The 24,483-nt window shown below is 62.0% G+C and carries 18 protein-coding genes; 8 read left to right on the forward strand and 10 right to left on the reverse strand.

Translation table 11 applies throughout. The features are described 5' to 3' along the window. Positions 1-126 precede the first annotated feature (126 nt). Complete coding sequence (locus AB4N80_RS08585; protein ID WP_122566152.1) at positions 127-1,443, forward strand: MFS transporter; 1,317 nt, start codon at positions 127-129, stop codon at positions 1,441-1,443. Continuing rightward, positions 1,440-3,824: a glycoside hydrolase family 31 protein gene (locus tag AB4N80_RS08590; RefSeq protein WP_460081502.1), complete on the forward strand. Its 2,385-nt coding sequence runs from the start codon at positions 1,440-1,442 to the stop codon at positions 3,822-3,824. Before AB4N80_RS08585 ends, AB4N80_RS08590 begins: the two co-directional genes overlap by 4 nt. 106 nt (positions 3,825-3,930) lie before the next feature. Here AB4N80_RS08590 and AB4N80_RS08595 read toward each other — a convergent pair whose 3' ends face one another. Both AB4N80_RS08595 and AB4N80_RS08600 read right to left on the reverse strand, forming a co-directional pair. Then, positions 3,931-4,554 (reverse strand): hypothetical protein, encoded by a 624-nt coding sequence (locus tag AB4N80_RS08595; protein WP_305481975.1) that lies wholly within the window; start codon positions 4,552-4,554, stop codon positions 3,931-3,933. A gap of 149 nt (positions 4,555-4,703) precedes the next feature. Beyond that, positions 4,704-5,258 carry a cysteine hydrolase family protein gene (locus tag AB4N80_RS08600; protein ID WP_122566155.1) on the reverse strand — a complete coding sequence of 185 codons (555 nt, stop codon included), beginning with the start codon at positions 5,256-5,258 and terminating at the stop codon, positions 4,704-4,706. A 98-nt stretch (positions 5,259-5,356) separates the two neighbouring features. Between AB4N80_RS08600 and AB4N80_RS08605 the strand changes: the two genes are divergently transcribed. The 3 genes from AB4N80_RS08605 (at position 5,357) to AB4N80_RS08615 (ending at position 8,530) form a co-directional block, all read left to right on the forward strand. Then, entirely contained in the window at positions 5,357-6,355 is a 999-nt protein-coding gene (locus tag AB4N80_RS08605) for a GlxA family transcriptional regulator (RefSeq protein ID WP_122566156.1), read from the forward strand. A 323-nt stretch (positions 6,356-6,678) separates the two neighbouring features. Next, on the forward strand, positions 6,679-7,782 hold the full coding sequence (locus AB4N80_RS08610) for a DUF3182 family protein (protein WP_354339364.1): 1,104 nt from the start codon (positions 6,679-6,681) through the stop codon (positions 7,780-7,782). Next, positions 7,772-8,530 carry an alpha/beta hydrolase family protein gene (locus AB4N80_RS08615; protein ID WP_122566158.1) on the forward strand — a complete coding sequence of 253 codons (759 nt, stop codon included), beginning with the start codon at positions 7,772-7,774 and terminating at the stop codon, positions 8,528-8,530. Before AB4N80_RS08610 ends, AB4N80_RS08615 begins: the two co-directional genes overlap by 11 nt. Before the next feature lie 136 nt (positions 8,531-8,666). On the opposite strand, the gene AB4N80_RS08620 is transcribed toward AB4N80_RS08615, so the two are convergent. The 4 genes from AB4N80_RS08620 to AB4N80_RS08635 are packed head-to-tail and all read right to left on the reverse strand — an operon-like array spanning position 8,667 to position 12,682. Beyond that, complete coding sequence (locus AB4N80_RS08620; protein ID WP_122566159.1) at positions 8,667-9,668, reverse strand: lysylphosphatidylglycerol synthase domain-containing protein; 1,002 nt, start codon at positions 9,666-9,668, stop codon at positions 8,667-8,669. Beyond that, complete coding sequence (gene clsB / locus AB4N80_RS08625; RefSeq protein ID WP_354339368.1) at positions 9,655-10,953, reverse strand: cardiolipin synthase ClsB; 1,299 nt, start codon at positions 10,951-10,953, stop codon at positions 9,655-9,657. Before clsB ends, AB4N80_RS08620 begins: the two co-directional genes overlap by 14 nt. Further along, positions 10,950-11,759, reverse strand: coding sequence for an endonuclease/exonuclease/phosphatase family protein (locus AB4N80_RS08630; RefSeq protein ID WP_122566161.1), 810 nt, complete (start codon positions 11,757-11,759; stop codon positions 10,950-10,952). The genes clsB and AB4N80_RS08630 overlap by 4 nt, the downstream gene beginning before the upstream one ends. After that, complete coding sequence (locus AB4N80_RS08635) at positions 11,756-12,682, reverse strand: DUF72 domain-containing protein (RefSeq protein ID WP_354339369.1); 927 nt, start codon at positions 12,680-12,682, stop codon at positions 11,756-11,758. The genes AB4N80_RS08630 and AB4N80_RS08635 overlap by 4 nt, the downstream gene beginning before the upstream one ends. 295 nt (positions 12,683-12,977) lie before the next feature. On the opposite strand from AB4N80_RS08635, the gene AB4N80_RS08640 reads away from it, so the two are divergent. Continuing rightward, on the forward strand, positions 12,978-15,065 hold the full coding sequence (locus tag AB4N80_RS08640) for a mechanosensitive ion channel family protein (protein WP_305481970.1): 2,088 nt from the start codon (positions 12,978-12,980) through the stop codon (positions 15,063-15,065). A gap of 126 nt (positions 15,066-15,191) precedes the next feature. Here the strand turns inward: AB4N80_RS08640 and AB4N80_RS08645 are convergent, their stop codons facing one another. Then, complete coding sequence (locus AB4N80_RS08645; RefSeq protein ID WP_460081507.1) at positions 15,192-19,505, reverse strand: DEAD/DEAH box helicase; 4,314 nt, start codon at positions 19,503-19,505, stop codon at positions 15,192-15,194. Positions 19,506-19,787: 282 nt separating this feature from the next. Between AB4N80_RS08645 and AB4N80_RS08650 the strand changes: the two genes are divergently transcribed. Both AB4N80_RS08650 and AB4N80_RS08655 read left to right on the forward strand, forming a co-directional pair. Continuing rightward, complete coding sequence (locus AB4N80_RS08650) at positions 19,788-20,672, forward strand: sugar nucleotide-binding protein (RefSeq protein WP_122566165.1); 885 nt, start codon at positions 19,788-19,790, stop codon at positions 20,670-20,672. Next, a complete protein-coding gene (locus AB4N80_RS08655) occupies positions 20,665-21,594 on the forward strand; it encodes an NAD-dependent epimerase/dehydratase family protein (RefSeq protein WP_305481968.1) in 930 nt (309 codons plus the stop codon). Before AB4N80_RS08650 ends, AB4N80_RS08655 begins: the two co-directional genes overlap by 8 nt. Before the next feature lie 136 nt (positions 21,595-21,730). Here the strand turns inward: AB4N80_RS08655 and AB4N80_RS08660 are convergent, their stop codons facing one another. From AB4N80_RS08660 to AB4N80_RS08670, 3 genes are all read right to left on the reverse strand, one after another. Then, positions 21,731-22,429 carry an OmpW/AlkL family protein gene (locus AB4N80_RS08660; RefSeq protein ID WP_122566167.1) on the reverse strand — a complete coding sequence of 233 codons (699 nt, stop codon included), beginning with the start codon at positions 22,427-22,429 and terminating at the stop codon, positions 21,731-21,733. A gap of 257 nt (positions 22,430-22,686) precedes the next feature. Next, positions 22,687-23,205 (reverse strand): DUF3299 domain-containing protein, encoded by a 519-nt coding sequence (locus AB4N80_RS08665; RefSeq protein ID WP_305468648.1) that lies wholly within the window; start codon positions 23,203-23,205, stop codon positions 22,687-22,689. A gap of 11 nt (positions 23,206-23,216) precedes the next feature. Further along, positions 23,217-24,482, reverse strand: coding sequence for an ABC transporter permease (locus tag AB4N80_RS08670; protein ID WP_053125828.1), 1,266 nt, complete (start codon positions 24,480-24,482; stop codon positions 23,217-23,219). Between the last annotated feature and the right edge of the window lies 1 nt (position 24,483).

The following is a 24,483-nucleotide window of genomic DNA, read 5'->3' on the forward strand; positions in this document are numbered from 1 at the left end:
GGCTGTGGTGGAGGAGAATGTAAATTTATACACGCTTGCTTCTGTACGAATCATGAGCAGGTGCCATAGCGTCAAGCCTCAAATAAAAACAAAACGCCGGAAAATCCGGTGACAGGCGAAGACTTGATGACTATCGATATCGAACGCAATGCTCGACTTTCGGCCAAGCTAAAATTCATCCCGCATCTGCGTTGGTGGATGCTTTCCCTGTTTTTGCTCGGCGTCACTGTCAACTATATAACCCGCAACTCATTAGGCATCTTGGCCCCGGAACTGAAAACCACGTTCAGCATGTCGACTGAACAATACTCGTGGGTGGTCGCCTCTTTCCAACTGGCTTATACGGTTTTCCAACCCATCTGCGGGTGGTTGATCGATGCGATCGGGCTCAAGCTCGGCTTCGTGATATGCGCCGTCGTATGGTCAGTGATGTGCCTTCTTCATGCTGGGGCTGCGAGTTGGGTGCATCTGGCGATTCTGCGTTTTTTTATGGGCGCTTCGGAGGCAGCGGCTACACCCGCCAATGCCAAGGCGATAGGGGACTGGTTTCCAAAAAAAGAACGACCTATCGCCGCGGGCTGGGCGGGGGTTGGCTTTTCTTTGGGGGCGATGCTCGCCCCTCCCATCATCTATCTGGCTCATGTATCGCTGGGCTGGCAGGGCGCATTTCTAATCTCCGGGGGGATCGGACTGGTATGGGCTGCCGTCTGGGGATGGCTCTACCACGCCCCCAATATCCACCCGCGCTTGTCGCCCAATGAGTTGAAACATATCCAGCAAGACGGCGAAAAAATCGGCCAGCAGATGCCGTTTTTTAAAGCGTTGAAAAAGATTGGCCGGGACAAGCGATTTTACGGTATCGCGCTTCCCGCCTTCATGGCAGAACCAGCATGGGCCGTCATGAGTTTTTGGGTGCCGCTGTATCTGGCCAACGAAAGAGGAATGGACCTTAAGCAAATCGTACTGTTTGCCTGGGTTCCGTTTCTGGCGGCGGATCTGGGCAGTATCGCCAGCGGTTATCTATCACGCGCTTACCATCGTTTTTTCAAATGCACCCGGGTGAACTCGATCGTCGCCAGTTCAATCACCGGCGCGTTCCTGATGTTTTCGTTAGCCGTGATGACACAGGTGCAAGACCCTTATGTTGCGATTGCGCTTATTTCAGTCGGCGGTTTTGGCCACCAGATTATTTCCTGCATGTTAAGTGCACTGGTCGTCGAAACGTTCGATCGGGATGAGTTGGCGACTGTGAACGGAATGCGAGGCTCATGCGCGTGGATTGCCAGCTTTATTTTCTCGCTGATCATCGGTGTCAGCGTGGACAAAATAGGATTCAACCCATTGTTCATTGCAATGGGGCTCTTTGATTTTATAGGTGCGTTTTTCATGATTTTGTTTATCGCAGACAGAGCGTCCAAACCTAAAGCGGTGCGTGCACAATGAAGTCACTTAAAGTCTGGACGTTACAGGCCCAGGAAAAAGGCTACATCGAGCTGCTGGTTGAGGGCCGGCATCTATTTCGAATCTATATCCTTGAAGACGGTTTGGCGCGTGTTCTGCTTATGCGTGCAGGCGCGTTGGCACTGGATCGGACCTGGAGCATTGCGCCCCGGGAGGACGTCGCCTGGCAGGGCCGGGCCCGCGAGTCGGTAGCGGATTTCTCTTTGCCCGCGTACCGGGTCGAAACGCTTCAGGACCGGTTGGTGCTCACCACCCAAAAACTACGCATCACTGTGCATCAGCCGCTGTGGTTACAGTGGGAATACCATGATGGCCAGGCCTGGAGGCCGTTGGTCTCGGATCGGCCCACCGGTGCCTATTCGCTTGACGCTCATGGTGAAGGCCTGGAGCACTACCAGCTTCGCGCGCCTGAACATCGCTACTACGGGCTCGGCGAAAAAACCGGCGATCTGAACCGCACCGGCAGACGTTTTGAAATGCGTAACCTGGACGCAATGGGATATGACGCTGCGAGCACCGACCCGCTGTACAAGCATATTCCCTTTGTCATCACGCACCAGGAACACGCCAGCTTCGGGATGTTTTATGACAACCTGAACACCAGCCTGTTTGATCTGGGTAACGAGCTGGATAACTATCACCGGCCCTATCGTCGGTACAAAGCGGAGGCCGGCGACCTCGATTACTGGGTACTTGCAGGCCCGCGCATACTGGATGTGACGAAGGCTTTCGTTCGTCTGACCGGACGCACCTTGTTTCTGCCTAAATGGAGCCTGGGCTACAGCGGCTCAACCATGCATTACACCGACGCCGAAAATGCTCAGGAACAGTTGCTGGAGTTTCTTGATCTGTGCCGTCAGCACGATATTCCTTGTGACTCTTTTCAACTGTCATCCGGGTACACCTCCATTGGCGAAAAGCGCTATGTGTTCAACTGGAACCATGAAAAAGTCCCGGACCCCAAGGCGCTGGCCCAGGCCTACCGAGAGGCCGGCGTCAGACTGATTGCCAACATAAAGCCTTGTCTGCTGCAGGACCACCCGCGCTACGCCGAGGTGGCCAAGCAAAAGATGTTCATTACCGACTCTGAACACGACAGGCCAGAGCGGTCGGTCTTCTGGGACGATGAGGGCTCTCATCTGGACTTCACCAACCCGGACGCTGTCAGTTGGTGGCAGTCAAATGTCACGTCACAGCTTTTGGAACTGGGCATTGAATCTACATGGAACGATAACAATGAATTCGAAGTGTGGGACGGCGAGGCGCGCTGCCAAGGCTTTGGGCGCGAGATAGCAATCAAACATATCCGGCCCGTCATGGCATTGCTGATGATGAGAGCGTCTTTAGAGGCCCAACAGCGCTTCTGCCCGTCAGAGCGGCCCTACCTCATCTCACGCTCAGGTTGCGCTGGCATGCAGCGCTATGTTCAGACCTGGAGCGGTGATAACCGAACCAACTGGAAAACTCTTCGCTACAACACCCGCATGGGCCTGGGCATGAGCCTGTCGGGGTTGTACAACGTGGGGCACGACGTGGGTGGGTTCTCCGGTAATAAACCGGATCCCGAGCTGTTTGTCCGTTGGGTCCAGAATGGTGTGATGCACCCGCGCTTCACCATTCACTCCTGGAACGACGATGGCACCGTCAATGAGCCATGGATGCATCCAACGGTCACCGATGCGGTCCGTGACGCTATTGGCCTCAGATATAGGTTGATGCCTTATTTCTATACCTTGCTGTGGCAAGCCAGTCACGAAGATGAGCCCATTTTGCGACCTACGTTTCTTGACCACGAGCACGACCTTCAAACGTTCAAGGAAAACGACGAGTTCCTTCTGGGTCGAGACGTTCTCGTCGCCAGCGTTGTAGAGGAGGGCGCACGCGAGCGCGAGGTGTGGCTACCCCTGAACACGACCGGATGGTGCGACTGGCACACCGGTGACTGGTACGAAGGCGGCCAGTACGTTTCGCTGGATGCGCCTTTGGAACGTTTGCCATTGTTAGTGCGAGGGGGCGCTGCGATAGCGACCGGTGAGTGCCACAAGCTTAACGATCCCTCGCTTGATCGACGTCGCGAGCTGGTGATTTTTCCTGCACCTTCAGGCACCTCCAGCGGCGTGTTATTTGAAGATGACGGCATCAGTCATGGCTGGAAAAACGGCAATAGCCTGGAGATCAGATGGTCCATTGAATATGGTCTGGACTTCATTGATTTGAAGATCTCTAAAACGGGGGATTTTTGTCCGGCGTGGGAGCAGCTCGAGGTGTCCTTAAAGGGAGCGGACGCGAGAACCCTGCGAATCAACGGCCATAGCGGCTGGGCTTTAAAATTGGCCGACATTGCGGAGCATGAACTTCATTGATCACCTGAGAAATCTTTGCCCTCCCAGTTCGGGAGGGCAAATCCAAGGGGCATCGGAGGCTTTCATATCTCCTAGGAACCGTGCATACGAGTTTCCCTGCCTCAGCTCACAAATCCAGATCCAATACCTCCTGCATCCTCTCGCCAATCGACCGTCTCAACCACTCGGCATGGAACGCCATGTCCCGCACCGTTACATCCCCAAACCGCAGTGCGATCGGTTTGCCATTGGCTCCGGCGAAGCACACCTCAAAGTGACAAACGTTGGCGGAAGCGGTCGTTATGTAAGGCCGGATGGAATGGATGTCACTGTACGGCACGCATTCTTCGGTGGTTGGTCGGGCGGGGCGGCGTTGGGTGAAGGTCAGGCGTTGCTGGCGCTCATCAAAGCAGAAGCCAAGCACTTCAGGCCCGGAGGCGAGCCAGTTGAGCATGCAGACGGCGACGAATGCGCTGATGAACATGAGGACTAAAAACAGGGGATCTTCGATCACGCTTGTGTGAATGGGCGACAGGCCTTGTCCGACATGAAACAGCTCCATCGATAGCACGGCGAGTCCGTAGACCGGCAATGCCAGCAACACCACCACGGCATACAGCATGGTACCCAGGTATCCCGGCCTGGATGCTTCGCTTGAGCAATCCCACGTAGATGGGTGCCGTGGCGCCGATGCCGCAGTGTCGGTCAGGAAGGGAGATTCAACCAGGCGCAGCGGGCGTTTGCGTTTCATGCGGCTGGCTCTTGGGAAAAATACCCGGCCATTCTTATCGTGATTGCCCAGCGACGACTAGTAGCGTCAGTCATCGCAAGCAAATAAAAACCGCGCTTTGGTACTCGAAGCGCGGTTCCCTTTGCCGGCCATTGGGGTGGGATTGCACCTCAGCGGCTGGTCGTCAGAAATTGCTCGGTGCTCACCACACTCGCGTAGGCAAACCCCAGCGACGCCATGAACGCCGCGTGCACCTGGGCGGCCGGTACAACGACGCCGTTGAATTCCAGATCGAGGGTGGCGCAGGCATCGTGGATCACCGTAACGCCGTAGCCCAGGTCCGCCGCTGCCCGCACCACGCCATCGACGCACATGTGGCTCATGCTGCCGACCACCACCAGTTGCTCGATGCCGTGCTGGGTGAGGAGGGCTTGCAGTTCGGTTTCGCGAAACGCATTGACGAAGTGCTTGAGGACCACCGGTTCGTCGGCGCGGTTGAGCACTTTGGGGTGCAATTGTGCGCCTTCGGAGCCTGGGGAGAAGAAGGGCGCGTCGTCGGAGGTGAATTCGTGGCGGATGTGCACCACGCTGTTGCCAGCCTGGCGAAAGGCTTCGATCAACCGTACGGCGTTATCAGCGGCGGCGTCGGCACCGACCAGTGGCCATTTTCCCTGGGGGAAGTAGTCGTTCTGGATATCGACTACGATGAGCGCTTGCTTGGACATGAGGGCTTCCTTGATCAGGTGGGGTAGGGCGCCAGTATTGGCGTTTACCGCCGGGTCGAGGATTGGCCGCAACGACAATAAGCGAGGGAAAACTGACAATGGCGCAACAAAGGGCAGTCGCCGAGCTTGGGGTGCTCATCTACCCCGGCGCGCAAATGGCGGCGGTGCATGGCTTGACCGATCTGTTCGCCGTGGCCCAGCGGATCGCGGCCGAGCACGCCAGTGCACCATTGCCACGGTTGCGGGTCAGTCACTGGCAGACCGACAACGGCGAGACGCCGCGGCGGGTGTTCGACAGCGAAACCGGCCCGGCGGGCCCGTTGGTGGCGTTGCTGATTCCGCCGTCCCTCGCCGGTTTCGACGACGACCTGGCCTCGCCAACGCTGATGGATTGGTTGCGTGCGCAGCATGCGGGCGGCACCGTGCTGGGCGGTGTGTGTGTCGGCTCGATCCTGTTGGCTGAAAGCGGCCTGCTCGATGGGCGCAGCGCCACCACCCATTGGACCTCCGCCAAGGATTTCGCCGCCCGTTACCCGAAGATCAAGCTCAACGCCGACAAACCGATTGTCGACGACGGCGACCTGATCACCACCGCCGGGCTGATGGCCTGGTCGGAACTGGGGCTGCGCCTGGTGGACCGCCTGCTCGGGCCCAGCATTGCCACGCGCACCGCGCAATTCCTGGTGATCGAGCACAGCGACAGCGCGAGCCAGTGCGGCAGTAACTTCGCGCCCATCCTTGGCCATGGCGACGGGGCGATTCTCAAGGTCCAGCATTGGTTGCAAAGCAACGGTGCGGTGGAGGTTTCCCTCGGCGCGATGGCCGAAAGGGCCGGGCTGGAAGAGCGCACCTTCCTGCGCCGGTTCCGTGCCGCCACCGGGCTCAAGCCCACCGAGTACTGCCAGCACCTGCGGGTTGGCAAGGCCCGGGAAATGCTGGAGTTCACCAATGGCACCATCGACCACATTGCCTGGACCGTTGGCTACCAGGACCCCAGTGCCTTTCGCGCGACGTTCAGGAAAATCACCGGGTTGGCGCCGAGTGATTATCGGGCGAGGTTTGGGGTGAGTCCGCCGGGTTCTTCAAAGCAGCAGTGACTCCTTTGTGGCGAGGGGGATTTATGTGGGAGCAAGGCTTGCCCGCGAACAGGCGCCTCGATTTCTGAAAGACCGCAGCGCCTTCATCGCGGGCAAGCCTTGCTCCCACATAAATCCCCTCGCCACAGAGGGCTGCGTATGTAGCCCGCCATCGTGCAATTTGCCAGATGCCGGCCGTATGTCGTGCAGAATGAAACAGGCTCGGTGCTATCAACTGCTCACAATCCGCCCGCTTGGCTGACCATCATCGCCCTTCACCTCGTTGGCCTGATCTCTGCACCTCCCTTGTCCAAAGCCATCGAGCGCAGGAAAAAGGGCACCGCATGACATCAGTCAATCGCAACAAACGGGTCGTGGCCTATTCGGTCAATCCACAAGCGCCGCGCCATGAGGTCGAGACCAACCGTGCACTGGCCCAGTGGCTGGCACAGATCCTGGGATGGGCGTACGGCGACAGTCATGACCCCCAGTCCGGTCATGATCTTTATCTGTTGCCCACGCAAACCCTGATCGGCACAGAAGCCTTGATGCGCCTGGGGGTGAAGGGGCCGGAGGATGTGTGGGGTGGCTATGTCGAGCATGATTTTATCTGCACCAAGGCGATTACCCACGGTCTGTTGAATAAGGACGCCGAGGCCCCCAAAGGCTGGTCGCCGCTGTTTGCCAAGCTCACCCGAGGCGCAGTGCTCGATGGCGTGACGGTGTTTTCGCTCAAGGACGCCCGCCCGGCCGCCGAACATTTGCTCTACACCGGGCCGATCCGCATCAAGCCGATCCATGCCTGTGCCGGACGCGGCCAACGGCTGATCAAGAGCCTGGCGCAATTCGATGAAATCGTCGCCGCGCCTGACGCCCAGGCGTTGTTTGGTGAAGGGGTGGTGTTGGAACAGCACCTCAACGAGGTCAAGACCCAGAGCGTTGGCCAGAGCTTCATCAACGGCCAGGTCCTGAGCTATTGCGGCGTGCAACACCTGACCCATGACAGCGAAGGGGTGGAAGTGTACGGCGGGTCGGACCTGCTGGTGGTGCAGGGCGGCTATATCGAGTTGCTCAGGCTCGAACTGCCCGACGATGTGCGCGAAGCGGTGCGGTTGGCGCAAGTGTTCGATGACGCCGCCAACCAGGCCTACCCGAGCTTTTTCGCGTCGCGGCGCAATTACGACATCGCCCAGGGACTGGATGCCGCTGGCCAGCCCCGTGGCGGTGTGCTGGAACAGTCGTGGCGCATGGGCGGGGCCAGCAGCGCCGAACTGGCGGCATTGCAGGTGTTCGTCGAAACGCCTGAAACCAGCGCGGTGCGAGTGTCCTCGGTGGAGACCTACCTCGACCAACCGCTGCCAGCGGGCGCCAGAGAGGTGTATCGCGGCGCGGCGGAAAATGGTGATTTCCTACTCAAATACGTAACGGTTCAATCCTATGACGGCTAGAAGCGAAACGATCCAGATTGCAATTGATGACGAGCATATGAATGGGACCTTCCTGAGTCCCAAATCGAAGGTACCAGGCGTGTTGTTCGTACACGGCTGGGGCGGCAGTCAAGAGCGGGACCTGGAACGGGCCAAAGGCATCGCCGGCCTCGGTTGCGTGTGCCTGACCTTCGACTTGCGCGGGCACACCGGCGGGGCGGGTATCCCGTTGTCGCGGGTCACCCGTGAGGACAATTTGCGGGATCTGTTGGCGGCATACGACCGCCTGCTCGCGCACCCAGCCTTGGATACCTCGGCGATTGCCGTGGTGGGTACCAGCTATGGCGGTTACCTGGCCTCGATCCTGACGTCGCTGCGCCCGGTGCGCTGGCTGGCCCTGCGGGTCCCGGCGCTGTACCGCGACGAGCAATGGCACACGCCCAAGCGCGACCTGGACAAGACTGACCTGCTGGATTACCGCAGTACCCTGGTGCACGCGGGCACCAATCGCGCCTTGCACGCGTGCTCGCAGTTCACCGGCGATGTGTTGCTGGTGGAATCGGAGACCGATACCTATGTGCCCCACGCCACGATCATGAGCTACCGGGCGGCGTGCCAGCAGACCCATTCGCTGACGCACCGGATCATCGACGGCGCCGACCATGCCTTGAGCGACCCCGTGTCACAGCAGGCTTACACCTCGATCCTGGTGGACTGGATCACGGAAATGGTGGTGGGAGAGCGGTTGAGCATTATCCAGGCGCGGTGATCGTGGGGTGTCTGTGGGGGCCTCATCGCGAGCAAGCTCGCTCCCACAATGGACCTGTGTGAACTCAATATTTCGAACCCTGCACATCCCCTGTGGGAGCGAGCTTGCTCGCGATGGGGCCAGTCCAGGCAACCCATCACTTGAGCCCGGGCTTGACCCGCAACGCCTTAGCCTTCGCCTCTATCACCAGGTACATCACCACGGTAATCAGCAACGGTAGGATGAAATAGATCGCCCGGTAAGCGATCAGCCCCGCCAACAGGCTGCCCCGCGATACCTCATGTTGCAGCAGGGCAACGAACACCGCTTCCAACACCCCAAGCCCCGCCGGAATGTGGGTGATGACCCCGGCGATGCTGCTGATCAGCAATACCCCGAGTACCACCGGGTAATCCAGTTTGCTGGGCAGCAAGGTGAAGATCACCGCCGCCATCAACGACCAGTTCAGCGCACCCAACGCCAGTTGCAGCACCGCCATGCGCAGCGACGGCAGGTTGATTTCCATGCCGCGAATCGTCCAGGCCCGACGCTTGGAAAATCGACAGGCCACGAGATAACCAGCGCTCACCAGCAACAACAGCGCGCCGACACCTTGCAGCGCGTCGCTGCTGAGTTTCCAGCCCGGTGGCATGGTCACCAGGCCGCTGCTGAACACCACCCCGGCCAGGGTCATGTAGCCGAACCAGTTGGTGGCCAGGCTCAGGCCGAGGATCTTGGCGATGTTCCCACTGCTGACCCCCAGCCGCGAATACAGCCGATAGCGCATGGCGATGCCACCGACCCAGGCGCTGAGGTTGAGATTGAAGGCATAACTGATCACCCCCACCGGCAAGATCTGCCGCCAACCGAGTTTCTGGCGGATGTAGGTGCGTCCGATCAGATCGAAGCAGGCATAGGTGATGAAGCTGGTGACGGTCAGCGCGGCGGCGATGATCAAGGTACGCACCTTGAAATCGGCCAGGGTGGCCAACACTTCGGACCAATCGATACGCCGGGCCAAGGCCGTGAACAGTACGATCAGCAGCAGGAAAAACGCCAGGGTCAGCGGTCTTTTCCAGCGGCTCCAGCGGGATTTGGGCTTGGCCTGTTCCGGCGCATGGGCATCTCTCGGCGCGGTGTGCGCTTCAGAGTGGTTCATGGGGTTCGCTCCGGACCGCCGTCGGCGGCGAAAAAGGTTTCAGACGCGGTTTATGGGCCGGCAGCCAGCCGGCCCAGGCCGGGAAATGGCGCAAAAAGTGGAACACCATGAAACCGATGGTCATGCGCCACAGCAGGCCCCGCGGCGCATGGTTTTCAGGCATGGCGGTGCAGTGTTCGCGACTCAGGTGGTCGAGGCGTTCGAACAGCTCGCGGTTGAACGTCCGGTCGCGGATCAGCACGTTGGCTTCCAGGTTCAGCGACAGGCTCAACGGGTCGAGGTTGCTCGAACCGACGGTGCTCCAGTCCTCATCCACCAGGGCCACTTTGCCGTGCAGCGGCCGCTCGCAATATTCATAGATTGTCACGCCAGCCTTGAGCAGATAGTCGTAGAGCATCCGCGCCGCGAGCTTGGCGATCATCATGTCCGGCTGCCCTTGCAGGATCAGCCGCACCTCCACGCCGCGCCGGGCGGCGTTGCGGATCTCGCGCAGTAATCGGTAGCCAGGGAAGAAATAGGCGTTGGCGATCACCACCCGCCGCTGGGCGCTGCGCAGCACTTGCAGGTAGACCTCTTCGATGTCGGTCTGATGCTCGTGGTTATCCCGGTAGACCAGGCGCACCTGGCCGTCATGGTCGCTGAACGCCAGCTCGTTGCGACGGCTGCGGCGGCGTTGCCACCAGTATTTGGCCCGGGCGGGGCGGCCGCTCTGCAACAGCGCGAAGTGATGGATATCCACCACTGCCGGGCCTTTGACTTCCACGGAATAATCCTGCTTGGCCTCGGGGCCGAAATCCCCCAGGTGGTCGGCGGAAAAATTGATCCCGCCGATGAACGCAATCACCCCGTCCACCACCACAATCTTGCGGTGCAGGCGGCGAAACCAGTTGGTGCGGATCCCCAAGTGCCGGGGCGCAGGGTCGAACATCTGCAAACGCACCCCGGCGTCGCTCAACGAGGCCAGGAAATCGGTGGTCAACTCACCGCAGCCGAAGCCATCGAGGCTGACGGTGATGCGCACGCCACGCTGGGCCGCTTCCACCAGCAGGTCCCGCAGTTCGTAGCCGACCTTGTCCTCGAACAGAATGAAGGTCTCAAGAAGGATTTCTGTCTCGGCCCGGCGAATGGCCTCGAAGACCCTGGGGAAATACTCCTCGCCATTTTCCAGCAGCGTGACGCGATTGTTGCCGTGCCAGCCGTATTCGATATCGGACAGCGCCGGGTTGCGTTCGGTGGGCGTCGTGTCGACCTGTTCCACGGTCGCTTTGTCCATCGTCGCGCTCATAATTCGATCTCCACCGACAGCGGTGCATGGTCGGAAAGGTGCGACCAGGGCCGTACGTTCAATACCTTGGGATGACGGGCCTTGAGGTTGCGCACGTAGATGCGGTCCAGGCGCAGGATTGGCAGGCGGGCCGGAAAACTGCGGGCCGGTTTGCCCCACTGTTCGGCGAACACTTCCCGCAGGCCGCAGGGCTCGAGCAGTTCACTGGCTTTGCCGCGCCAGTCGTTGAAGTCGCCAGCGACGATCACCGGTGCGTCGGGCGGCAATTCGCTCACGCGCTGGCAAAGCAGCTTGAGTTGCTCGACACGATGACCTTCGCGCAGCCCCAAGTGGACGCAGATGGCATGCACATCCTGTCCATCGCCTGGCAGGCGCAGCACGCTGTGGAGCATGCCGCGGTTTTCATGGCCGCTGATGGACACATCCAGGTTGTCGTGGCGGATGATCTGGAATTTCGACAACAGCGCATTGCCATGGTCGCCCGCCGGGTATACCGCGTTGCGCCCATAGGCGAACTGCGGCCAGAGGGTGTCGGCGAGGAATTCGTATTGCGGCATGCTCGGCCAGTTGCTGTAGCGCTGGGGATGGTGCTCGTGGGTGCCGTGGACTTCCTGCAAAAACACCACATCGGCGGACACACTGCGCACCGCTTCGCGCAGCTCCGGCAGGATGAAGCGCCGGTTCAGGGCGGTGAAGCCCTTGTGGGTGTTGACGGTCAGCACGGTGAAACGGTTGACCCGGTCGAGGTCCCGGGGCCGTTGTTGGGTCGGCTCATGGGCCGCTTCGGTGTGTTCCGGACGGTTCATGGCAACACCCCTTCGGCCGGTCGTTCGCCGGGCGTGGTGGTCAGGTCCTTGTCCAGATGAAAGCGTTCCAGCAAATGACGTGCGTCGTAGGGCGCGCGGACTTTGATGTCGTTGTCGAAATAGCAGAACACTTCCCGGCTTTTGCGTGCCCGTGGTTTCTTGGCCGGGTCGATCAGGTGCGCGTCGCTCGGCTGCTTGCCGTGGCTCCAGGCCTCGATCCGGTCGCCCCAGCGCTTCAATGCCTCGTCGGTGTAGCCGCTGGCGTACAGTTCCTCGGCACCGTGCAGGCGCAGGTAGACGAAATCGCTGGTGACGTCTTCGCGATAGGGCCACTTGCCGGCGGTGTCGGCGATCACCAGGGCCACGTCGTAACGCTTGAGCAACGTGATGAAATGCGGGTCGATAAAACTTTCGTGACGGATTTCCACGGCGTGGCGCAGTGGGCGCTTTTTGTCAGTCGTGGTGCTGGCGTGGCCGTCCAGGCGCGGCTCGTGCTCGCGGGCCAGGGCGGCGGCGCCTTCGGTGTCGTGGGGCAATTGCTTGAGGAAGTCTTCGAACAGCTCGGGGTCGAATTTGAAGCTGGGCGGGAACTGCCAGAGGATCGCCCCCAGTTTCTCCTTGAGTTCCAGCACGCCCGAGGCGAAAAAGTTGGCCAAAGGCTTGCGGATATCCCGCAGGCGCTTGATGTGGGTAATGAAACGCGGGGCCTTGACGCTGAACACGAAGCCGGGCGGTGTCTCGGCATACCACTGGGCATACCGTTCGGGGCGTTGCAGGGCGTAGAACGATCCATTGATTTCGATACTGTTGACCGCTCGCGAGGCGAATTGCAATTCCCGTTTCTGGATCAGTCCCTTGGGGTAGAAATCCCCCCGCCAAGGTGTGTAGCGCCAGCCGGAAATGCCAATGTGGATCGCCGTCATGTATCCCTCCCGTGCCAATGACCTCGTACCGCCTGTGTCTTTTGATGACCGCCGCGCGTGCTGGAAAGTTTCGATGGAGTGCTCGGCGGTGGAGGGGCGTTCCCCGTTGTGTGGGAGCAAGGCTTGCCCGCGATGGGGGCGCCTCGATCTCTGAAAGACCGCAGCGCCTGCATCGCGGGCAAGCCTTGCTCCCACATAAATCCCTGCCACAGGGGGTGTATTGACCCTTCGAGCGAACTTGCCGGCCCGTTATTGATCAGTTCCTTACCGATCCCGTGTGAAGGAGCCTCGCGTTTTGTCTCGATTGAGCACTGTATTGCTGATGTTCCTGCTGGCCCTGTCCGGCACCAGCGCCTACGGGACCGCCGCCGTCCCTGGCACCGCCAAGCCCGATGAACCACCCGCCGAGCCCGCGCCGCTGGTGCAGGGCGGTTTATTGGGGGCCATCAGTTCGAGCATCGACGACGTCCAGGACAAACTCGAGCTCAACCAGAGCCTGGTGGATGCCTGGCGCCTGCGGGCGGACCGGGCGGCGGATGAGGTGGACCGGCTGGTAGACCAGACGTCCCGTTCGTCCTGGCGTGTGGCAGGGGATTTCCTGTTGCTCTCCGGCGTGTGGCTGGGAGCGTTTGCGCTGCTATGGGCCGGTGCGCGATTGCTGGTGCGACGTCTCGGTCGGCGTCGTTGGTTGCGTACCCGCCAGCGCGTACACGACCTGCTCGGTTATCTGCTGCCCTATACCTTGCCGGCGGTGGCCTGCCTGCCGCTGACCCTCTACGTCAGTCACTTTCTGCAAGTCTCGGTCGGTCGCGCCCTGGCGCTGTGCTTCGCCTACGCCACCAGCAGCGGCATTTTTTCCACCTCGGTGTTGCTGTGCGTGATCGTGATGTTCAACGCCGGCCACAAACGCCGAGCGGTGGCGATGATCCGGCGTTTCGCTCCCCGACCGTTGTTCATGATCGGCTTTCTCGCCGCCCTCAGCGATGCCCTCACCAGCCCGCAGATCGCCCGGCAACTGGGCGGCAACATCACCAGCAGCATCGCGGTGTTCACCGGGTTGTCGGCATCGATGATCTTTGGCTGGCTGGTGATCCACATGCGCCGCCCGGTGGCGCACCTGATCCGCAACCGCCCACTGGCCCAGCGCTTGAAACAGCCGGCCTTGCAGGAGTCGCTGCGGATCTTTTCCGGGCTCTGGTACTGGCCGATCCTGCTGATGGTGCTGGTGTCGGCGGTGAGCCTGATCGGTGTCGGCGAGGACAACCAGAAAGCCCTGCGCTGTGCGCTGTTCACCACCATCCTGCTGATCGCCACGGTGTTCCTCAGCACGGTGTTCCAACATGTCTTCAAGTCGCCCAAGGCCGAGGCCATCCAGCGCAACAGCGCCTACAAGGGGCGGCTGTTGAGCTTGTTGCACGCCTTGTTGCGGATCGTCATGGCGGTGGTATTCATTGAAGTCCTCGGACGGATTTGGGGCATTTCCCTGTTCGAGTTCGCCTCGCGCAATGCCATAGGCCGGGCGATCAGCGATTCCTTGAGCCGCATCGGCCTGATCTTCCTGGTGACCTGGCTCACGTGGGTGGTGCTCGACACGGCGATCCAGGAAGCCTTGAAGCCGCCGCTGAACAAGCGCGGGGCCCGCCAGCCCAGCACCCGGGTCAAGACCATCCTGCCGCTGTTGCGTAACGCGGCGAAAATCATCCTGGTGGTGATCTGCGCCATCACCACCATGGCCAACCTGGGTATCAACGTCGCGCCGTTGCTGGCCGGTGCCGGGGTGGTGGGGCTGGCGATCGGTTTCGGCTCGCAGCAACTGGTGCAGGACGTGATCACCGGGCTGTTCATCATCATCGAAGACACGCTGTCCATCGGCGATTGGGTGGTGCTCAGCTCGGGCCACGCCGGTACCGTCGAAGGCCTGACCATCCGCACCCTGCGCCTGCGCGACGGCAAGGGGTTCGTGCACTCGGTGCCGTTCGGCCAGATCAAGGCCGTGACCAACCAGTCCCGGCAATTCGCCTTTGCATTCTTCTCCGTACAGTTCACCTACGACACCGACGTGGACGAGGCCATCGAGTTGATTCGCGAAGCCGGGCGTTCGATCGCCGAAGACCCGTTCCTCAAGTTCAACCTGCAAGGGCCGCTGGATGTGTTCGGCGTGGACAAGATGGACCTCAATGGCGTGGTGCTCACGGCGCAGTTCCGCACCGTGTCGGGTGGGCAGTATGCGGTGAGCCGAGCGTTCAACCAGCAGTTGAAGAAGCTTGTGGATAACCACCCGGCGGTGCACTTTGCGCAGACTTATCCACAGCAGGTGGTGATGCCGCGGCGGTTGGGTGAAGAGCCGAAGGCGGGGGATGAGCTGCCTGATCAAGCTCAATGACTGCTGAGATTTTTGGTGGGGCTTATGGCCTCATCGCGAGCAAGCTCGCTCCCACAGTAGGTTTGTGGTGAATGAACAACCCCTGTGGGAGCGAGCTTGCTCGCGATGAGGCCCGCCTAGACACCCTCAACCTCTCTGAATGAGCTTGCTCTTAACTTCAGCCATCCCTTGAGCATCCAACTCCACCCACAGATGCTGATTGCCGGCAATCTGCGCCGCCACCGGCACCCCATCCCGATACACCAGCCGATTACTCGCCAGCGCCGGCACTTTTGCCCCCGGCAGCAAGGTGCCGGCCAGGTTCAGTGGGTCGACCCCGCACACTGCCACCAGGCTGCCGTCGGTGGGGCGGCGGCGGGTTTCGCGCAGCAGCGGGATGGCTTCGGGCAGGGCGAATTGTTCGCCCGCCAGGCCGCTGACAAAACGCCCGCCGCGAATCTCGCCCCGCGCCTCCAGGCGATGAAATGTGCGCAATAGCTCGCGCCAACTCGGCAACCAATCCGCCTCCCGCTCCAGCAAACGCCAGAACACCACGCCGTAACGGCGCAGCAGGGTCATGGCGATGTGTTCCAGGGTTTCCGGCGCGGTGGGTGTGGGTCGATTGCCTTCCACGGGGGCGGGTTGGCTGCGGCGCAACAAGGCCCAGCGCCCGGCGTCGTCCATCCCGCCGACAAACGCGCCGCGCCCGCGTCGGCTGCTGCGGGCCTGGCGTTTGCTGGCCGGGGTGATCAGCGCGCGCAAGCCGGCAAAGCTGTCGGCATTCACCAACCCGGCGCCCACCAGTTCCTGCAAGGCGATTTCCAGTTCGCTACGCAGCAGATGGGCTTCGTGGGCCAACTCGTCGAAAAACAGTGCGCCGTGTTCGCTGAGGGCCTGATGGACTTTTTGCGTCTTGGGCGACAGTTCATCCACGGCCGTTTGCCCGGCCAGACTGCTCCACAACGCCACCTGGTTGCGCGGCAGCAGCACCACCGGCGTACTGCGCAGGGCGCTGGCGGAAGGTTTCTGGTGCGCGCTCAGGCGCGTCCATACCCACTTGCCGCTGCGGCACAGCTCGTCGAGCCAGTTGGGCGAATAGTCCTTGATCCGCCCGGGCAGCAGGTCGCTGTCCCAGGCTGACGCGGCGGCCGGGTAGCCCTCGAACTGGCCGAGTATCGACGGCAGCACGGCATTGCCCCGGCCCTGGGTCGACGACGACAGGTGCTGCCAGTCGAACAGGAACCGCATGAAGTCCTGCAACATCACCGGCTCGATTTCCCGGCGCAGGCGCTTGACCGTGTAGCGATGGATCCGCGCCAGCAAATGCCGCTCGCACCATTCCTCCTGCCCGGTGCCCGGCGTGAAGCGCCCACGCAGCACGTAGCCTTGCTGTTCGAGTTGCGCCAGGGCCTGGGTGACCTGCGGCGTCGACAACCCCAGCGGGTAGGCGATGGCCTTCAATGGCAGCGGGCCAAAGGCACTGAGCCGGGCCCGAAGTATTTCCACCAACGCTTCGTCGCTGTCCCAGGCTTCATCGAAACCGGCCAGTGGGGCCAGCGCCGGTTGCCAGGGAGCCTGTGGATAAAGGGCTTGCAGACAGGTCAGGCGTTCCAGCGGCACCCACAGACCGCGCTCGGCGCTGATCTGCATATGGCTGGCGCGACCACTCGCGGCCAGGGCCTGCAACCAATCCGGCCACGATGCGTGGGCGCAGGCTTCGCTGTCGGCGATGCAGGCCAGGCTCATCAAGGCTTCGTGCATCTCATCGAGATTGGCCGGCGTCGGCCAGGCCTCATCCCGGACCGACTGGATGGCTTCGGCGTCCAGCGCGCCAAGGTCGTCGGTGGCCTGTGGATCGCTCCAGCGCCGGTTGATCACCGCCTGGGTCCGCCGTTCTTCCAGCGGCGCGTCGTCGAGAAAGGTGTAGGGACGGGCGCTGAGAATTTCCGCTGCCAGGGGCGAGGGCGCCGGCAGGTCGCGGCTGATCAGGCGAATCTCCCCCGCTTCCATGCGCCGCAACAGCGTCAGCCAACCTTCGCTGTCCATGGCTTCGTGCAGGCAATCGTCGAGGGTCTGTTCCACCAGCGGGTGATCGGGGATCTCCCGCTCGCCGGCCAGGTTTTCCAGGCAGGCGATCTGGTCCGGGAACACGCTGGCGATCAGGTCTTCGCTTTTCATCCGCTGGATCTGCGGGGCGACTTTGCGCCCGCCGGTGTAGCGCGGCAAGGCCAGGGCCACGCCAGCGTTCCAGCGCCAGCGCACGCCGAACAGCGGCGCATCCAGCACCGCCTGGACCAGGATCTGTTCGGCGCTGTGACTGTTGAGGTAGCGCCAGACTTCATCCAGCTCGAAGCTGTGGCTGGTGGACAGCGAGAGCACGATGGCGTCTTCGCTGGCGGCGGCCTGCAATTCGAAGTTGAAGGTGCGGCAGAAGCGCTTGCGCAAGGCCAGGCCCCAGGCGCGGTTGATGCGGCTGCCGAACGGCGTATGGATGATCAGTTGGGTGCCGCCGGACTCGTCGAAAAACCGCTCCATCAACAGCGTGTCCTGGGACGGCAGGGCGCCGAAGGCCTGGCGCGCCGGGGCCAGGTAGTCGACCAGTTGTTCGGCGCTGGCGAGGTTCAGGCGCAAGGTGCCAGTCAGCCAGTCGAGGGCCGGTTGCAGGTTGCCCGGCGTGGCGCCGAGCAGCTGATCGAGCTGGGCTTGCAGGCGTGCCACGGCCCAAGACAATTCGTCGCTGCGCCCCGGGGCTTCGCCGAGCCAGAACGGGATGGTCGGCGGTTGGCCCTGGGCGTCTTCGACCCGCACGCGGCCGGTCTCGACGCGGATGATGCGGTAAGACGTATTGCCCAGTTGGAACACATCGCCGGCAATGCTCTCCACCGCGAAGTCTTCGTTGACGCTGCCGATGTTCAAGCCCTGGGGTTCGAGCAGCACGCTGTAGTCGGCGTTGTCCGGAATGGTGCCGCCGCTGGTCACTGCCGTCAGTTTGCTGCCCCGGCGCCCGCGCAGAGTCCGGGTCACGGCGTCGCGGTGCAGGTAGGCGCTGCGCACGCCCTGGCGACCGTTGAGGCCTTCGGCGAGCATCTGCAACAGCGCCTGGTAATGCCCTTCGTCCAGCGCCGCGTAGGGCGAGGCGCGACGGAAGGTTTCTAGCAGCGCTTGTTCCGGCCATTCCTGGCAACTGACTTCGGCGACGATCTGTTGGGCCAGCACATCCAGCGGCGCCTTGGGGATGTGCAGGATGTCGAGTTCGCCACGGCGTACGCAGTCGAGCAGGGCGGCGCATTCGATCAAGTCGTCGCGGGTGGTGGCGAACAGACGTCCCTTGGGCGTGCCGCCGACCTGGTGGCCAGAGCGTCCCACTCTTTGCAGGAATGCCGAGATCGAACGGGGTGAGGCAATCTGGCAGACCAGGTCGACATCGCCGATATCAATGCCCAGCTCCAGGGAGGCGGTGGCGATCAGCACCTGCAGTTCGCCGCGTTTGAGGCGTTGTTCGGCGTCGAGGCGAAACTCTTTCGCCAGGCTGCCGTGGTGGGCGGCCACGGCGTCCTTGCCCAGGCGCTCGCTCAAATGGCGGCTGAGGCGTTCGGCCAGGCGCCGCGTGTTGACGAACACCAGGGTGGTGCGATGTTCCCGGGCCAGCTCGGCGAGGCGGTTGTAGACCAGTTCCCTCACGTCATTGGCCATCACCGCCGACAACGGCACCGGTGGCACCTCGATGTCCAGGTCCCGGGGGCGAGCGTGCCCGATGTCGACGATTTCACAACTGCGTCCTTCGCCGACGAGAAAGCGGGACACCGCTTCGATCGGCTTCTGCGTGGCGGACAGGCCGATGCGCATCAGCGGTTCGGCGCACAGGGCTTGCAGGCGCTCCAGGCTCAAGGCCAGGTGGCTGCCGCGCTTGCTGGCGGCGATGGCGTGGATTTCGTCGACGATCACCGTGCGGGTGCTGGCGAGCATCTGCCGGCCGGAATCGGAACCGAGCAGCACGTAGAGGGATTCGGGGGTGGTCACCAGGATGTGCGGCGCGGTCTTGCGCATCGCCGAGCGGTCTTTCTGCGGCGTGTCGCCAGTGCGCACGGCGGTGGTGATCGGCAAGGGCGGCAAGCCCATCTTTTGCAACTGCTCGGTGATGCCGGCCAGGGGATTCTGCAGGTTGATCTGGATATCGTTGCTCAGGGCCTTGAGCGGCGAGACGTAGACCACCAGGGTCTGGTCCGGCAGGCCGCCTTGTTCCAGGCCGCGGTGCACCAGGTCATCGAGCACGGCGAGAAACGCGGTCAGGGTCTTGCCCGAACCGGTGGGCGCCGCCACCAGCACCGAGCGTCGCTGGCCGATCAGCGGCCACGCCTGGGCCTGGGCGGCGGTGACCGTCGGGAATGTCTGGCTGAACCAGGCGCGAACGGCGGGGTGAAAGCCTGCCATGGCGTGGTCGGCTGGGAGAGGCAGATTCATGGGGGAGTTATGCGGGTGACTTGGGGAAGATGCAAGTACCGTCCGGGATCTCTATCGCCTGACAGTGCCCCTTCGCGGGCAAGCCCGCTCCCACATTTGGAATGCATTCCCATGTGGGAGCGGGCTTGCTCGCGAAAGGGCCCTAAAGAACAGTACAAATCCTGGATCTGCACTTTACGGATGACGGTTGCGCACTAAACCCGCAAAATGCAACGATTCCGACAACGCCTGCGGGCGTTATCGACCAAATTCTTGTGCCAATAAACTGGGCCTGCTGACTTTATGCGAATGCGCCTTATGTTACTGGGCGGCGGAAATGCCCTTGGGCAGGCGCTGATTCGCCTCGGTGCAGAAGAAGACATCGGTTTTCTTGCCCCCCGCCCGCCCGAAGACGGCTGGGATGCCGCGAGCCTGACGCAACTGCTCGACGACACCCGTCCGGACGCCTTGATCAACCTGGCGTACTACTTCGACTGGTTCCAGGCCGAGGCTGTCAGCGAGCAGCGCCTGGCCAGCCAGGAGCGCGCCGTCGAGCGCCTGGCCGGGCTGTGCCAGCATCACAACATCGTCTTGCTGCAACCGTCCAGCTATCGGGTATTCGACGGTTCCCGTGCCACGGCCTACAGCGAGAAGGACGAACCCGTGCCCTTGGGTGTGCGTGGCCAGGCGCTGTGGCGGATCGAACAAAGCGTGCGCGCCACCTGCCCGCAACATGTGCTGTTGCGTTTCGGCTGGCTGCTGGACGACAGCGCCGATGGCATCCTCGGCCGCTTCCTGGCTCGGGCCGAGCAGCCCGAAGAGCTGTTGCTGGCCGACGACCGCCGGGGTAATCCGACGCCCGTGGACGATGCCGCGCGGGTGATCATCTCGGTGCTCAAGCAACTCGATTGCGCGGCGCCGCTGTGGGGCACCTATCATTACGCCGGGCATGAGGCGACCACGCCGCTGGCGCTGGGCCAGGCGATCCTCACCGAAGCCCGCGCCCTGCATCCGCTGGCCATCGAGTCGCCCACGCCCCAGGCCCACGCCGCACGGCCGGACGCCGCGGAAGAGCCGCAGCACGCGGTGCTGGCTTGCAAGAAAATTCTGCACACTTTCGGGATCAAGCCCCGCGCCTGGCGCGCAGCACTCCCGGGCTTACTGGATAGGTTTTATCGCCATGGCTGAAGGCCCTGTTTTAATCACCGGCGGCGCGGGTTTCATTGGTTCGCACCTGACCGACGCCTTGCTCGCCAAGGGGCATGCGGTGCGCATCCTCGATGATTTGTCCACCGGCAAGCGCAGCAACCTGCCCCTGGACAACCCGGCGGTCGAACTGATCGAAGGCGACGTCGCCGATGCCGCCCTGGTGGCCCGGGCCGTGGCTGGTTGCAGCGCTGTGGCGCACCTGGCGGCGGTGGCTTCGGTGCAAGCCTCGGTGGACGACCCCGTGCGCACCCACCAGAGCAATTTCATCGGCACCCTGAATGTCTGCGAAGCCATGCGCCAGAGCGGGGTGAAACGGGTACTGTTCGCCTCCAGCGCGGCGGTCTACGGCAACAACGGCGAAGGTCAGTCCATCGACGAAGAAACCCCCAAGGCCCCGCTCACGCCCTATGCTTCGGACAAGCTGGCCAGCGAGTTCTACTTCGATTTCTATCGCCGCCAGCATGACCTGGAGCCGGTGGTGTTCCGTTTTTTCAACATCTACGGCCCGCGCCAGGATCCGTCCTCGCCATATTCCGGGGTCATCAGCATCTTCAGCGAACGGGCGCAGAAAGGCCTGCCGATCACCGTATTCGGCGACGGCGAGCAGACCCGGGACTTTGTCTATGTCGAAGATTTGGTGGACTTGCTGGTGCAGGCCATCGAGAAGCCCGAGGTGGAAGTGGGCGCGGTGAACGTCGGCTGGAACCAGGCCACGACCCTCAAGCAGATGCTCGAGGCCCTGGCCGCCGTGGTAGGCGACCTGCCGCCGATCAGCTACGGCCCGGCGCGCTCCGGCGACATCCGCCATTCCCGGGCCAACAACCATCGGTTGTTGCAGCGCTTCAGTTTTCCACAGCAAACACCGATGAGCGTGGGGCTGGCGCGGTTGTTGGGACGCTGAGTTTTCAGTCGCCACAAACCTGTGGGAGCGAGCTTGCTCGCGATAGCGGTAGGTCAGCCAACATCATTGCTGGCTGATCCACCGTCATCGCGAGCAAGCTCGCTCCCACAGGGATGTTCGTGCCTTTAAGTTCGGCTTAGAACTTGTAACCCAACCCCACCATGTAGATGAACGGATCCACATCGACATTCACCTTGGCCCGGGTACCGCCCGCCACGGCGTTATTGTCCACATAGGCGGTGGTGTCGATGTCGATGTAGCGGATCTGGCCGTTGATCATGATGTTGTCGGTCAGCATGTAGTCGGCACCGACTTGCCAGGCCATGCCCCAGCTGTTTTTCGCCCGGAAGTTACTGAAGCCATTGGCGCTGGCTTCGCTGCCGACGTGTTCGTCGTAGATCCAGGTGTAGTTGATGCCGGCGCCGACATAAGGCTGGAACGCCGACTTGGCATCGAGGGGGTAGTAGACCAGGCTCAGGGTCGGCGGCAGGTGCTTGAGGCTGCCGAGCTTGCCATTGGCCGCGCCGAGGGCGGTGCCTTTGATTTTCACGTCGTGCTCGAACGGCGAGGCCGCCAGCAGTTCGATACCCCAATTGTTGGTCAGCATGTAAGCGAAGTTCAGGCCCAGTTGCGTGTCGCTGCTCATGGTCGCCTTGCCACCCAGGTCGGCGCCGGCCAGCGGGCCACGGTCGACCTTGACGCTGGAACTGTCGGCTTCCGGGTTGACGGTGATGGCACCGGCGCGAACGATGATGTCGCCGGCCGTATGGGCCTGGGCGAGCGGGGCAGCGAGGGCGAGGGCAACGAGGGAAGCGCTGAGCAAGGACTTGTGCATGGGGGCTCCAGAGGGCATCGAAATGTGATGTCCTATGGTACGAAGCCGTCTAGCCCGGTCTTTTGACACAGCTCAATGAGTCAGGGGGTGTTTAATTGACTCAGCTCAATAAAAGCGTTGATGAGAACACTTGAGGGCCCCATCGCGAGCAAGCTCGCTCCCACAGTTGATCGAGTTTCTTCAGAAGGAATCCGGTCGACTGTGGGAGCGGGCTTGCTCGCGAAAGCTATTTCAAAGGCGATACATAACCACCGGCTTCACTCCGGCAGCTCATACACATAAATCTTCTCGGCCTCCATCTGATACCCGGCATCGGCCAGCTCACTGGTAGACGGCTTGACCTGCATCGGTCCTTCGACCCAATACGGTTGGTACAGCTCGTCGAGCTTGACCCCCACTTCGCTTTTCACATGCACGATCTGGTTCGACGGCGGTGGCGGCACGTGGATGCAGGCGCCGAAATACGGCACCAGCAAGAAGTCGGTGGTGCGGCCTTCCTCGCTGACTTCCAGCGGCACGATGTAGCCCGGCAAACGAATCTTCTGGCCGTCGAGTTCCTTGACCACTGGCGCATTGGGCAAGTCCTGCTTGGCCGCCGGCGCGGACTCGGCGGCCAGGGCGTCGCTCATCTTCGACAAGTCGTGCAGCGGCGTCATGTTCGGCACTTCCGGCGGTGCATCCGGCGGGATCATTTCCGACCAGGCCAGGTCCCTCGGCTCGGCCGCCCACAGCGGCAGGGCGACCATCATCAACAGCGCGAGCAGGGCGCGGGGCATCTTCAAAGTCCTCATAGACGGATCGACAGGCCGTCGGCCAACGATTGGCGATAGGCGCGCCAGGCCGGCACGCTGCCCATCAGCAGGGCGGCGACCAGGATGCCAGCCAGCAGCGTCCATTCATATTCGCTCGGCCAGCCCAGCGGCAAGTACAAGCCGTAGGCCGACTGCACGTAACCCTGGGCGGCGGCGATGCCGATGTACAGCAACGCCAGCCCGGCGGTGACCCCGGCCAGCGCCAGGGCAAAGGCTTCGAGCACCAGCAGCGTCGCAATATGCCACGGCCGCGCGCCCACCGAACGCAGGATCGCCATTTCCCGGCGACGCTCGTTGAGGCTGGTGAGAATCGCCGTGAGCATGCCGATCAACCCGGTCAGGACCACGAACAGCGAAATCACGAACAGGGCTTTTTCCGCTGTGCCCATTAAACTCCACAGTTCCTGTAGCGCTACGCCCGGCAAGATCGCCAGCAGCGGCTCACCACGAAACTCATTGATCTCGCGTTGCAAGGCAAAGGTCGAAATCTTGCTGTTGAGGCCGAGCATGAACGCGGTGATCGCCTGGGGCGTGAGGTCCATGTTGCGGGCCTGGTCGGCACTGATGCGCCCATTGCCCTGGGCTGGCACGCCGTTTTTCCAGTCAATGTGGATCGCCTCCATGCCGCCGAGGCTGATGTGCAGCGTGCGGTCCACCGGCGTGCCGGTGCGCTTGAGGATCCCGACCACGGTGAAGGGCTTGTCGTCATGCTTGACCAGGCTGATCGCCGCCACGCCGTGGGCCAGCACCAGTTTGTCTCCCAACTTGTAGTGCAGCGCCTCGGCGACTTCGGCACCGAGCACCACTTCGAACGGATCGGTGGCGAACGCCCGGCCATCGGCCAGTTCCAGGTGTTGCTGGCGGCCGTACTGGTAATGCTCGAAGTAGGCCTCGGTGGTGCCCATCACCCGATAACCGCGGTGGGAATCGCCAAGGGACATGGGGATCGCCCACTTCACTTTCGGGTTATTGGCGAACTGCTCGAAGCTGTCCCAGCGGATGTTGTTGGTGGCGTTGCCGATGCGAAACACCGAATACAGCAGCAGGTTCACCGAACCGGAGCGGGCGCCGACGATCAGGTCGGTGCCGCTGATGGTGCTGGCGAAACTCGCCCGCGCCTCGGTGCGCACCCGTTCCACCGCCAGCAGCAGGCACACCGACAGGGCGATGGCGAATGCGGTGAGGATCGCGGTGAAGCGGCGGTTCGCCAGGCTGGCCATGGCTAGACGGAACAAATACATC

Source organism: Pseudomonas sp. H3_A02, assembly GCF_054671965.1.